The sequence below is a fragment of the Vibrio sp. vnigr-6D03 genome, from assembly GCF_002835515.1.
Taxonomy (GTDB): domain Bacteria; phylum Pseudomonadota; class Gammaproteobacteria; order Enterobacterales; family Vibrionaceae; genus Vibrio; species Vibrio penaeicida.
Genome location: NZ_PIZL01000016.1, coordinates 51,871 through 63,518, shown reverse-complemented (window position 1 = coordinate 63,518; position 11,648 = coordinate 51,871). Strand labels below are relative to the sequence as shown.

12 protein-coding genes are annotated in these 11,648 nt (G+C 42.9%); 6 read left to right on the top strand and 6 right to left on the bottom strand.

Annotated features, from left to right (window positions below; all coding sequences use genetic code 11):
• Positions 1-19: 19 nt before the first annotated feature.
• The 6 genes from CW749_RS13375 to CW749_RS13345 form a co-directional block, all read right to left on the bottom strand.
• Positions 20-601, bottom strand: a complete 582-nt coding sequence (locus tag CW749_RS13375; RefSeq protein WP_101112627.1) for a GNAT family N-acetyltransferase — start codon at positions 599-601, stop codon at positions 20-22.
• The gene (locus CW749_RS13370; protein ID WP_101112626.1) at positions 576-1,811 is read right to left on the bottom strand and encodes a hypothetical protein; all 1,236 of its coding nucleotides are present in this window, start codon (positions 1,809-1,811) and stop codon (positions 576-578) included. The genes CW749_RS13375 and CW749_RS13370 overlap by 26 nt, the downstream gene beginning before the upstream one ends.
• 68 nt (positions 1,812-1,879) lie before the next feature.
• Positions 1,880-2,425, bottom strand: coding sequence for an ATP-binding protein (locus CW749_RS13365; protein WP_101112625.1), 546 nt, complete (start codon positions 2,423-2,425; stop codon positions 1,880-1,882).
• The gene (locus CW749_RS13360) at positions 2,415-2,882 is read right to left on the bottom strand and encodes a hypothetical protein (RefSeq protein WP_101112624.1); all 468 of its coding nucleotides are present in this window, start codon (positions 2,880-2,882) and stop codon (positions 2,415-2,417) included. Before CW749_RS13360 ends, CW749_RS13365 begins: the two co-directional genes overlap by 11 nt.
• Before the next feature lie 419 nt (positions 2,883-3,301).
• Positions 3,302-3,811, bottom strand: a complete 510-nt coding sequence (locus CW749_RS13350; RefSeq protein ID WP_101112622.1) for a type VI secretion system amidase effector protein Tae4 — start codon at positions 3,809-3,811, stop codon at positions 3,302-3,304.
• A gap of 255 nt (positions 3,812-4,066) precedes the next feature.
• Complete coding sequence (locus CW749_RS13345; protein WP_101112621.1) at positions 4,067-4,963, bottom strand: LysR family transcriptional regulator; 897 nt, start codon at positions 4,961-4,963, stop codon at positions 4,067-4,069.
• 141 nt (positions 4,964-5,104) lie between these two features.
• On the opposite strand from CW749_RS13345, the gene accD reads away from it, so the two are divergent.
• The 6 genes from accD (at position 5,105) to CW749_RS13315 (ending at position 11,647) form a co-directional block, all read left to right on the top strand.
• Complete coding sequence (gene accD / locus CW749_RS13340) at positions 5,105-5,971, top strand: acetyl-CoA carboxylase, carboxyltransferase subunit beta (protein ID WP_101112620.1); 867 nt, start codon at positions 5,105-5,107, stop codon at positions 5,969-5,971.
• A gap of 166 nt (positions 5,972-6,137) precedes the next feature.
• Positions 6,138-7,271 carry a peptide-methionine (R)-S-oxide reductase MsrB gene (gene msrB / locus CW749_RS13335; RefSeq protein ID WP_101112619.1) on the top strand — a complete coding sequence of 378 codons (1,134 nt, stop codon included), beginning with the start codon at positions 6,138-6,140 and terminating at the stop codon, positions 7,269-7,271.
• A 250-nt stretch (positions 7,272-7,521) separates the two neighbouring features.
• Positions 7,522-8,439, top strand: coding sequence for an NAD(P)-dependent oxidoreductase (locus CW749_RS13330; RefSeq protein WP_101112936.1), 918 nt, complete (start codon positions 7,522-7,524; stop codon positions 8,437-8,439).
• Positions 8,436-9,974: an aldehyde dehydrogenase family protein gene (locus CW749_RS13325; protein WP_101112618.1), complete on the top strand. Its 1,539-nt coding sequence runs from the start codon at positions 8,436-8,438 to the stop codon at positions 9,972-9,974. Before CW749_RS13330 ends, CW749_RS13325 begins: the two co-directional genes overlap by 4 nt.
• A 15-nt stretch (positions 9,975-9,989) precedes the next feature.
• Complete coding sequence (epsC, locus tag CW749_RS13320; protein WP_101112617.1) at positions 9,990-10,754, top strand: serine O-acetyltransferase EpsC; 765 nt, start codon at positions 9,990-9,992, stop codon at positions 10,752-10,754.
• On the top strand, positions 10,754-11,647 hold the full coding sequence (locus tag CW749_RS13315) for a VOC family protein (protein ID WP_101112616.1): 894 nt from the start codon (positions 10,754-10,756) through the stop codon (positions 11,645-11,647). Before epsC ends, CW749_RS13315 begins: the two co-directional genes overlap by 1 nt.
• The last annotated feature ends 1 nt before the right edge of the window (position 11,648 follow it).

Sequence of the window (11,648 nt, the reverse complement as noted above, 5' to 3'; positions counted from 1 at the left end):
TTGTTTACTTGGAGTGTTGTTACTCAAATGCAATTTTTTCATTAAAAAGGTATTCAACTTGCCCTTCTCGATAACGTGACATATGCGTGGATGTCAATCTATAGCCGTAGTGTTCAAAGAGACGTTCAAATAAATGGAATTTACTTTCAGATACCGTGACATGAGGGGTAGACGTATCAAGCCACTCCATTGCTTCGTTAAAAAGCCTCACTCCCAAACCTTTACCATACATTTGAGGTGAAACACGCACTGTACATATTTTTTTCTCTTTTAACTCATTCTTTGCTATTGCCAAACCGATAATTTTTTCATTTCTAATGTGAACGAAAAGTTTCCTTGTTCCGTTAGCTAATCCTGGAACAACTTTCTTTTCATACCAATTCAAAATGTTTGGGTACTCATTAGAAAGATCTAGAAGGTATGTGGATACCTTTTCGTGATTTAGCTGGCAATGAGTATCTCCATGGATGCTAACTGAGTTTTGAGGTGCATCATTCAAATTTCTTTGGGTAATATTGTAATTAAGAAGCATCATTTCCCCCGTTTTGCACTTTAAAGGTGCGCTTGAATAATACTTAGTCATTGGTTGTTCTGACTTCATTTTGTTGTGCCACTAGCTTTTTCATCGAACCGTTTGCAGTGTCTTCGGAATTACCTGTGTCGAAGACATTACTCCAATTATTTTTCATTTCATCTAAGTTAGGTGGACCGGAATAAAGGAGACTTCCGCAAAGACTGCCAAGTAACCCAATAGTAAAGGCAAAAAGTAAATAACGCCAAACAAGTTTCGTTCCGCTTAGCCTTTCTCTTAGCTTAACAAAGGCTATGAAATCATCAAAATGTATTTCATTTTTCGTTTCCTTTTTCCAGTGATACACAACCATTCCGTTAGATATATGTTGCTGTGCATTTTCCATAGCTGTGCTGAAGTAATTTTTCCAAAGGTCAGGCTCAAGAAACCTTGATTTATGGAACTCTTTATTTCCTCCGACGATATCTGCTTGCATTTTTGCTGCAAGCAGAAAATCTACTCGACTGGCAGGAAGACAAAACTTTCCTTGGCTCTTTCTTATCTGTGGCTCAATTTCATTTGGTAATAGGCGGGACTCATTTAGCCTAAAATCAATAAACTTTGTGCTTTCATAACTACTGGTGATGGATTTATCTGCGGGCTTAATAGTATGCACAAAAGATTTAGCTTCTGATTTTGAAACGCAAATGCGTATTCTAAAATAACACTTATTGTGCTCATCGGCATTGTCTAACGCTGTTGACAGCATACTTTTCGGAATTGTTATTTGAGTGCCATCATTATTTGCAAATGGCTCTACAGAAAGCGCATTCTCTGAAATCTTTCCATCACTAGTCGTATGCAGGGATTGTACCCAACAGTAACTACCGTTTGTTTGAGGTTTCTTTAGTAGAAGACCGCTTTTATCTGTAATATCTGTAACTTGCAAGTTTTCATTGAATATGCCTTTCGCAATATCAGATGTTTTGAAGTTCTTCGATATGTCTTCTACAGATTTTTTTTTAAGTGTTAGTGGCAAGTAAAAATAAATTTCTTCCAAAGCAGCATCTACTGGAATCATTAATCCTAAATCTAGATAGTCATCGGATTTACGGTTCTGATTCTTAGAAAAGAAGGAGAGATATTTTTTACAAAATGAACGTTTTTCATGAGAATCTAGAAACTGCCAATAATTAATATGTAAAGATGTTTCTTTTACAATATCATTTAATCTTTCTTGATCAGATAAATTAAACCAAAAGGCCAGACTTCTTGTTTGGTTTAAACTCGATTTAGACATTGCATGTTCCCATATGCCATAAGGTGACCAGTTAATCCTAGGAGGATATTAGATATATTGTTTTAAAATCAAGGCTGTAAGGGTTTTTTCTTTTTTTTATTTACAATTTGTGAGGATAAGGTATCTATTGTTTTGTTGAACATCAATTGAGTTGGATTTTTTAACTCGAAAAATAGTATTGACAGATTGTTCGCAACATATTTTGAGTACTCGAGTTCTGAATTTTGACTGTTGATGATTTCATCTATAGTTTCAGTAGACCTTATTCTGCTTACATCATGATTTCTATTGAATAGGATCTGTTCAGGGTTACTTTTCAGAAACAAAATCATATCTAAATTCAAATTCTTGAGTACTTCAACTGGTACTTTAACGCCTCTGTTTATTAAGTGACCATCTATCAAGAACAAGCCTGAAGTTTGTCGCGCAATATGTCCATTAATTGAAGCAACTAATTGCGACTGTATGGGTGTATGGCTGTCTTGTTTGTGTATGTTATTTAAGTGCTGGCTAGCAATGACGTGGTGAACATTTGGCTGCTTTGGTTGGTATGATTGGCAATATGTAGTCTTACCAATACCAGAGGCTCCTAGAACAAGTATCTTATTTTTCATCGTACTGAATTTCTAAATTTTTGTTAATAATGACCTTTTCAAGTTCTTTTAGGTGTCTCCAAGATATCGGGGGGCGAAAGTTACAACGTTCCTTCAGTACGCTTAACGAGATGTTTTTAATCCGTATGGGATTTTGTAATACTAATGCCGTAGCCGTATCTTTGCCTTTGAAATATTCGAAAAACTCCCTCTTACTTACTCCAGCCTGCTTATTAAATTTAGCCCAAATCTTGTCTATTGAATCAGTTGAAATCGAATGTAGAGAAACAGTTCCAACGATAGCTGATACTGGAGCGCTAGCATATATTAAAACGGTTATATCGTTGTTTATACTTTTTCCAAACTGTCGGCGAAGCTCTACTGTTTTTTCTTTGGAAAGTATTTTATCAGCCCATTTAGGTTTGAAACTTACAACGAGTGCATTCTCATTACCTAAAAGTGTGCTTTCTGGATACATATGATGTGCTCACAATTCGAATTTTCATAAGGTGCTGGTATGCCAATGTTAGAGTGGCAGTATTTTACTTATGCAGTGAGACGCAATGTACCATGTTTTCTTTTGAAATGGTGCGAACCCCCATACTTTTTGAAAGGGTTCACTACTGATCACCTTCAATTTTTATGTGGTTTATAAATTACTCTCGCAAGCTGGTCTACTTTATTTTTCTAGCAACCAAGAAAAACAAAAATGTCAGAAGCAGAGAAGATAAAAAGTAAGCCGGAAGCGTAGTTTGAAACATCAGCATTGCACTTTCGACGCGTTGTTCTTCATGGAGAAAGGGTGTCGCTTGAACATTAAAAGAGTAGTTATAGATAAAAAAATTGGTTACAAAACTCAAAAGAGTTAGCCCAACATAAGCAAATAATTTTCTCATATCATTTAACTTCCCAAAACCAAACTTCTCTTGAATCATTTAAATCACTGACTCGATTAAAAAGCTCAAGAAACCATCGACTTAACATAGATGAGCTGGTGATCTCATTTTTATTCCAGAGGTCAATATGATCGCCACTGCGATTTTCGAAAGACTCACTGCCTCTTTGCCAGTAATCTTTAAAAAAAATGATACCGGTTCTTCCCGCAAGGTCATCTTGAAAGGTAGTTGGGCTAATCTTTTCTGGTTTACCTAAACCACCGATTTTCGCTTTTTTAAGCCACTGAGCCATTTCTTCTGCTCTGATAATATGTTTTGAGCCATTATGCGACCAGCACTTAGCTCCTTTCACGTTTTTGGTTGATACGCCAACTCTTATTAGCGCTTCGCTTAAAAGAATTGCACAGTAATTGTCGAATGGAGTTGTTGATTTTGGCTGCTTATTTTGACATTTTGCTCGCATTAAACTTTTCTCGGGAAATTTACTCCAAAGAGTTTTGAAATCTAGCATTTTAATTCCTTGACTTATTAGTGCATTTTTCTCACCAGAGAATATCAAGCAAGGAATCCATTGATTTATTTGTTATTTTCATTAATGCGAGGTGTATTCAACTTTAAATCTTGAACGGGTTCTATGTGAATCGCTACCTCCGATTTTACTCTTTGCTTTGGTCGCTATTTGGTAGCTGAAATTTCAACCTTCGAGATTGCTTTGCATGCTAATCCGTTCGTACCAGAACACAACAAGATATGCAGCGAAAAAGAGCTAACCCGCTTTTGATTGCTGCAATAGATGTTCAATGAACATGGCGGTTTTCTTTGCCAAATGTTTTCTAGAGGCATAAAACGCATACAGAACCAAATCTTCAGGTTCATATTCAAGTTCAATGGTATTGAGAAGACCTGAATTGATTTCATCAAAGCAAAACTCCGCTGGAAGTATGGCAAACCCAAGACCGGCCAACGCCCCTGATTTAGCAAGATGCCCACTGTTCACCCTAAATGAAGAGTTCACTTTCTGTGTGATAAGTTCGCTCTTTTTATTTTTGAAGATCCAAGGTGTGCCGTTCAAAACGGAGAAACTGCTAATACAAGGTACATGATTTAAATCGGTAATCTGAAAAGGGAAAGGGTGAGCTTGAATGAGTTTCGGTGCCGCCACCACCACACTTGGCCAGCGTTTAATCTCTTTTGCAATCCAATTGCTGTCGGCAAGTTTCCCGCGGTGGAAACTCAAAACAACGTCAAACCCATCCAGCAAATCCTCTTTCGGATGAATACTGGTATCGCAACACAAGGAAATGGAAGGGTACTGAGAACAGAAAGACACCACAGCCTCAGCCAATATCGTAGAGTCGGGCATCAGAACCCTAAGTTGTCCCATGGCTTCACTCGTGTGTTGAGTGATGTCTTCAAGTGCATCATTAAGTTTATTGAGCAGCGGGTGTGTGCGAGTGTAAAGCTGCTCGCCGGCTTCCGTTGGGGCTATTTTGCGCGTCGTTCTATCGAAAAGTCGTGTGCTTAGCTTCTCTTCCAATAATGCAACATGGCGACTCACGTTGGAGGTTGGTAAGTCGAGAAATTCAGAAGCTCTTTTAAAACTGTTGTTCTCATAGACACAATGAAAGCTCTTGAGCCATACCTGATCAATCTTCTCTAGCATTCTAACTATCCCATATTGTTGGATTATGAATCCTATTTGCGCCACTTTATTACCAAAAGTAGGCTTATACAATGCAATACCATGAAAGGTTTATCTGGAGAGTGCTCACAGATAGGTATGGTATTTGAATAAGGTTGCCCAATGAGTTGGTTAGAAAAGCTGTTAGATACAAAGAACATAATCAGAACACGAAAATCCACAATTCCGGATGGGGTCTGGACCCAATGCCCTTCGTGTGAACACACGCTCTATCGCGCTGCGGTAGCGGAAAACCTAGAGGTCTGCCCTAAATGCGATTATCACATGAGAATGGCGGCACGACGTAGGTTAGATGTCTTTTTGGACCAAGGAAATCGATGTGAAATTGCGAGTGAACTCCAGCCAAAAGATCTTCTCGGTTTTAAAGATTTAAAGCGCTATCAAGAGCGATTGGCGCTTGCTCAAAAAAGCACGGGTGAAAAAGATGCCTTAGTTGCTATGAAAGGTGAACTTTTTGGGTTACCAGTGGTGGCTTGCGCTTTTGAATATTCTTTTATGGTCGGCTCCATGGGATCGGTGGTGGGTGCTCGTTACGTTAGAGCAGTGAAGGCCGCTATTGATGCAGAATGTGGGCTCGTGTGTTTTTCTGCTTGTGGAGGTGCTCGCATGCAGGAATCTTTAATGTCCCTAATGCAAATGTCCAAAACGAGTGCTGCCCTAAAGCGTTTATCTGATGCGGGCTTGCCTTATATTTCGGTACTAACAGACCAAACCTTTGGTGGCGTGTCGGCAAGCCTAGCGATGCTTGGTGACATAAATATCGGCGAACCTAAGGCCCGAATTGGATTTGCAGGGCGACGAGTCATTGAGCAGACGGTTCGCGAAAAACTTCCAGATGAATTTCAGCGAAGCGAGTTTTTATTGGAACATGGCGCGTTAGATATGATCGTAGATAGACGAGAAATACGTAGTAAAGTGGGTGGATTATTAGCGAAGCTGACCTACAAAAATACGATTAATGAAATATAACCGTTAAATCAAACCATTAACCAAAGGAATAGTTATAGGTACGGTCAGGAGATTTCTGCCTGTCGATTCCAAGAGGGAGAGAAATTTTCATTATCGCTGTAACTTTTTTGTGATTACGCCTGTCTTCTTATGTAACTCCATTGATAAAAATGACGTTAAGGAAGTTATGAATACAGTCTCGAAACTATTAGTGGGATTCTCTGTTCCTGTGATGTTCTTCTTGCTCAGTCAAACTGGAACAGCAGATACAATGGAAACCAAAACTGCGTCGGGTAAATCAGAAATAACAACGCTCGCCGGTGGGTGCTTTTGGTGTACAGAATCTGATTTAGAAAAACTGCCAGGCGTGCTGGATGTGGTGTCTGGGTACTCTGGAGGGGATCTAGAAAACCCAACCTATCGCCAAGTTGCTTCTGGCGGAACGGGTCATATCGAAGTGATAAGCGTGACGTTCGATTCTAATGTGGTTAGCTATGAAGAAGTGTTGGATCACTTTTTCCGCCATATCGACCCGACAGACAACAAAGGGTCATTCGTCGATCGCGGTGCACATTACCGCCCTGCTGTGTTCTATCACAATGCGGAGCAAAAACAGATTGCCGAGCAATTTATGATGGAAATTGATAAGGCGATGATTTTCCCGAAACCGTTGAAAACCGAATTGATCGAGTTTGACACGTTTTATCCAGCAGAAGCCTACCATCAGGATTACTACAAAAAGAGTAGCCTGAAATACAACTACTACCGCTTTGCTTCTGGTCGCGATCAGTACCTAGATGAAGTGTTTGGTGATGATCGTAAAGAGAATCCGAAAACGTTGCGCCAATTGATCGACGCGAAACATACCCCCTCAGCGAAGGTGTATGAGAAACCTGCGGATAAGGAAATCAAAGCAAAACTCACAGACCTTCAATATTACGTGACGCAAGAAGACGGCACGGAACGCCCATTTAACAACAAGTATTGGGATAACAAAGAAGCGGGTATTTATGTCGATATAGTTACAGGTGAGCCGCTGTTTTCGTCCACAGATAAGTACAAATCGGGTACGGGTTGGCCAAGTTTTACCAAGCCTATTAGCACGAGCTATGTGGTTGAGAAAACCGATTTTAAATTGGTGTTCCCAAGAACCGAGATTCGCAGTAAGTTTGGCGATTCTCACCTCGGTCATGTGTTTACAGATGGACCCAAGCCAACCGGTCTGCGTTACTGCATGAACTCAGCAGCGATGAAATTTGTTCCTGTAGAGCAAATGGATAGCCAAGGTTACGGCGACTACCTGTATTTGTTTGAGGCGTAAACAGCACTGAGTTTTTTCTAAAGCTAAGGCCTACATAACTAAGAGCAACATACCTAAGGTCTTCAGAACTAATCCAAAAGAGGCGCCAACGACGCCTCTTTTTTTATCTATCCCTCATTTATAACCGCCTTCAAGATCCACACAATTCTATGTTGCCAAAATTAGAACAATAAAGTCTGTTTGTTGTCATTCTTCACTTTCCTATCTTTGTCTACTATGACTCTATTGAGTGTTAATGGAATGTGAAGAAATGAAAGATCAACAGACGAAAAATCAAAATACGAAAACGCAGCAAGCCATCGGTATTGTCGGGTTAGGCAGTATGGGGCATGGCATGGCGATGACACTCCTTCGCGAAGGGTTTACCGTTTATGGGCTGGACCCTTCTTTTGAGCAACAGGAAGCTGCTAAAGCCTTAGGTGTTACGGTGGTACCGGATACGGAATCCCTTTGTCTTGCGGTTGATAACATTCTTCTCTCACTACCCACAGCAAAACATGTGCAATCCGTTATTGAAGGGGAAGGTGGCATTATCGAGCACGCCAAGCCCAACACATTAATTATGGACACCACCACATCGGAGCCCGATGTTACCCGCTGTTTAGCCGAGAAACTTAACAGGCTTGGGCATCAAATGCTGGACTGCCCACTCAGTGGCGGTGCGGCAGGTGCTTCTGCGGGGACCATGGTGATTTTGGTAGGAGGTGCGCCAGAAGCACTCGAAAGAGCAACACCATATCTAGACGCTTTGAGCGCAAAAACGGTGCACCTTGGCAAATCGGGTAGTGGGCATGTCGCCAAGCTGGTGAATAACCTTCTGTGCGCTGCGCATTTAGTTACCACGGCAGAAGCCATTACCTTGGGTGTGAAAGCGGGGTTGGATCCGGAACTTCTGATTGATGGACTTAATGCCGGTTCAGGAAGAAGTGCAATCAGCGAGGTGAATTTTCCGAGATGGGTTCTGAATGAAAGCTTCGATTCAGGTTTCACCGCTCAGTTGATGCGAAAAGATTTAGGGTTAGCCAAACAACTCATAGAAGAATGCCAGCTCTCGCTTCCAGTATCGGAAGATGTCACTCAGATTTGGTCAGACAGTAAATTCACCGTTTCAGGATCAGAAGACTTTAATCGCATTGTCGATTACGTGCGCAAGGAGGCAAACTCATGAAAGTGAATGTCGAAAACCATGGCGAACAGCAAGTTGGATCATTGTTGAACACGCTCTTAGGCTCAACCACGTTTGGGAGTTGGGTAAATGGTCGTCTAGTTGAAGGCTATGGAGAAGAACTTTTTTTAACCAACCCAGCCACGGCAGGGTGTTTCCTTAGCTATCAAGACGCGGGAGAATCGTTAGTCGATCAAGCTGCTGAAGCCGCGGTTGCGGCGCAAAAAAACTGGTGGAAAACAACAGCACCAGAAAGAGCGCGGGCTATGTGGAAATGTGGCGATGCCATTCGACAATCGGCAGACGATCTTGCTTGGTTAGAATCGATATCAGCAGGAAAACCAATTCGAGATTGTCGCGTTGAGGTGGCGAAGGTCGCTGAAATGTTTGAGTACTATGCAGGTTGGTGCGACAAGCTAACGGGCGATGTGATTCCGATTCCGACCAGCCATTTAAACTATACGCGTCATGAACCTTATGGCGTTGTGACTCAAATTACCCCTTGGAATGCCCCCATTTTTACAGGCGGTTGGCAGATAGCCCCTGCAATATGCGCAGGAAATGCGGTCTTAATAAAACCGAGCGAGTTAACGCCATTAAGCACAACGGTTCTCGTTAAGTTACTTGAAAGTGCAGGTATTCCCAAAGGGTTAGTGAACGTCATGAATGGATTGGGCCGCACAACAGGCGCAGCCGCGATTGCGCACAACGCGACGAAGAAAGTGGTGTTTGTTGGTTCACCCAATACGGGTAGTATTATTGCTTCTGCCGCAGCCCAACGAGTGATTCCTTGCGTATTAGAACTTGGGGGTAAGTCTGCCAATATTGTGTTTGACGATGCCGACATCGACCGCGCAGTAATAGGGGCGCAAGCGGCAGTATTTTCCGCCGCAGGGCAAAGCTGTGTGTCTGGCTCACGTTTATTGGTGCAAAAAGGCATTTATGAGCAAGTGGTAGAAAGGCTGGCATCCGCCACGAAGAAAATCACGCAAGGGTTGCCGTGGGAAGAAAGCACCATGGTCGGTCCCATCAATAATCAGACCCAATTTTCTCATATCCAAAACTTGGTTCAGGCCGGGTTGGCGGATGGTGCGGAAGTCGCCGCTGGTGGCAACCACGCAAAAATTGCAGGCGGAGAGCAAGGATATTTTTATTCTCCGACAATTTTAGCTAATGTAAACAATGATATGTCCGTCGCACAGCAAGAGATATTTGGTCCGGTGGTTTCTGTTATTCCATTTGATGATGAAGAGCAGGCAGTAACCATCGCGAATGACAGCAAGTTTGGCTTAGCGGGGGCAGTGTGGACAAAAGATGTGGGTCTCGCGCACCGCATGGCATCGCAGGTTAACGCTGGCACCTTTTGGGTCAACAGTTATAAGGCAATCAATGTGATGTCGCCATTTGGTGGGTTCGGAGAGAGCGGGTATGGACGTTCTAGCGGATACGATGGATTAAAAGAATACACGCAGACCAAAAGCGTGTGGGTTGAAACCGCAAAGGAACCGAGTATGGCATTCGGGTACTCGGTGGAGTAGCAAAGGAGCAAGCAAATGTACGATTACCAAAGAACAGTAGACAAAGCGCGCCTGTGGCAATCCATTCAAGGAGAAGCGTTCGAAGTTATGCAGCAAATGCCATTGCTCGCGGGCTTTTATCAAAGACACATCCTTGAAAGACGCAGCTTTAATGACGCACTTTGTTCAGTGTTGGCGGAAAAACTCAAGGATGAGCACAGCGGGGCAGAAAAGTGGCACGACTTCCTGAGTGAGCAGATGTTGCGCTCGGGTGATATCGCCCAGTCGGCGATGCAAGATTTACTGTGCCAATTGGAAAGCAACGCCAGCATCAAAGATCACTCCACGCCATTACTCTACTTTGGTGGTTACCAAGCATTGCAGTGCTACCGAATTGCCCATTACTGCTGGCACAACAACATGCAGCCTATGGCGCTCTATATTCAAGCGAAAGTGGCCAGCGTATTTGGCATTGATATCCACCCAGCCGCAAAAATTGGCAGTGGTATTTTTCTTGATCACGCAGTGGGTATCGTAATCGGTGAAACGGCGGTAGTTGAAGACGACGTAACCATATTCCAAAGCGTCACCTTGGGTGGCACAGGTAAAGGCCAGGGAGACAGGCACCCTAAAATCCGAAAAGGCGCGTTTATTGGTGCAGGCGCGGTGATATTTGGGAACATCGAAGTCGGCGAAAATGCCAAAGTGGCAGGTGGCGCGGTAGTTGTAAAACCTGTTGAGCCCAATACAACGGTAGCGAGTTCGTTCTCCACGCCAATCGGTCATCCAAGGAACCAATAATGAGCAACAATCACCTAGGGATCGATCATCCGCTGGTTGCTGTCAAAGACATGGACAAAGCCTGTGAAGATTTCGCTAGGCTAGGATTCTTCATTAACCCAAGGCATCACCACCCTTGGGGAACAGATAACCACTTATTGATGTTCCCTGAAAACTTCATTGAAGTGATCAGCATTTACGATCGCAGTACTTTGGATATGAAAAACGAACGCGGTTTTGCGTTTGGTCGATTCATCAGTAATTCGATAGAAAGACGTGAAGGGATCTCATTGGTTGCCTTGCACAGTGAAGATGCTCGCCAAGATCACCAATTGATGGAAGAACGTGGTGTTGAGAACAACGGGATAGTCGATTTTAGGCGTGTAGCGCATCGCCCCGATGGCTCGGAAGAAGAAGCGATTGTTTCATTGGTCATGCTGATCAATTCTGAAACGCCCTCTATTTCGCATTTCTTCTGCCATCAGCACAAACCAGAACTGGTGTGGGTAGAAGATTGGATGAACCACCCTAATGGCGCAAATGGCATTACCTGCGTAACGTACATTGCGCATGACCCAAGTGATCTCGAAGCGCGGTTCAGCGGTATTTATGGTGAAGCAGCCACGGATTTACAAGAAGGCTACCTGAAGGTTCAAACCGACAGAGGAATATTTGAAGTCGTGTCTCCAGACTTTGCACGCACTCGATTCTCTGGTATCGATTTGCCCATTGATGAACAAGAACTCCCCACTGGCGTCGCGATTCGGGTGAGTACCACCTCGATGGATAAAGCGAAAAAACATTTGAACAAAAATGGGGTGGATTACGTCCAAACAGAAGAAGGCGGGGTCAGAATCCCTGCCCACTACGCTGGCAACACAATTATTGAAATCTACCCAGAAGAGGCGAAGTAAA

What these genes read in the sequence shown, in the direction of transcription:
- CW749_RS13375 (WP_101112627.1), bottom strand. Translation starts at nt 601, where the DNA reads ATGAAGTCAGAACAACCAATGACTAAGTATTATTCAAGCGCACCTTTA.
- CW749_RS13370 (WP_101112626.1), bottom strand. Translation starts at nt 1,811, where the DNA reads ATGTCTAAATCGAGTTTAAACCAAACAAGAAGTCTGGCCTTTTGGTTT.
- CW749_RS13365 (WP_101112625.1), bottom strand. Translation starts at nt 2,425, where the DNA reads ATGAAAAATAAGATACTTGTTCTAGGAGCCTCTGGTATTGGTAAGACT.
- CW749_RS13360 (WP_101112624.1), bottom strand. Translation starts at nt 2,882, where the DNA reads ATGTATCCAGAAAGCACACTTTTAGGTAATGAGAATGCACTCGTTGTA.
- CW749_RS13350 (WP_101112622.1), bottom strand. Translation starts at nt 3,811, where the DNA reads ATGCTAGATTTCAAAACTCTTTGGAGTAAATTTCCCGAGAAAAGTTTA.
- CW749_RS13345 (WP_101112621.1), bottom strand. Translation starts at nt 4,963, where the DNA reads ATGCTAGAGAAGATTGATCAGGTATGGCTCAAGAGCTTTCATTGTGTC.
- accD (WP_101112620.1), top strand. Translation starts at nt 5,105, where the DNA reads ATGAGTTGGTTAGAAAAGCTGTTAGATACAAAGAACATAATCAGAACA.
- msrB (WP_101112619.1), top strand. Translation starts at nt 6,138, where the DNA reads ATGAATACAGTCTCGAAACTATTAGTGGGATTCTCTGTTCCTGTGATG.
- CW749_RS13330 (WP_101112936.1), top strand. Translation starts at nt 7,522, where the DNA reads ATGAAAGATCAACAGACGAAAAATCAAAATACGAAAACGCAGCAAGCC.
- CW749_RS13325 (WP_101112618.1), top strand. Translation starts at nt 8,436, where the DNA reads ATGAAAGTGAATGTCGAAAACCATGGCGAACAGCAAGTTGGATCATTG.
- epsC (WP_101112617.1), top strand. Translation starts at nt 9,990, where the DNA reads ATGTACGATTACCAAAGAACAGTAGACAAAGCGCGCCTGTGGCAATCC.
- CW749_RS13315 (WP_101112616.1), top strand. Translation starts at nt 10,754, where the DNA reads ATGAGCAACAATCACCTAGGGATCGATCATCCGCTGGTTGCTGTCAAA.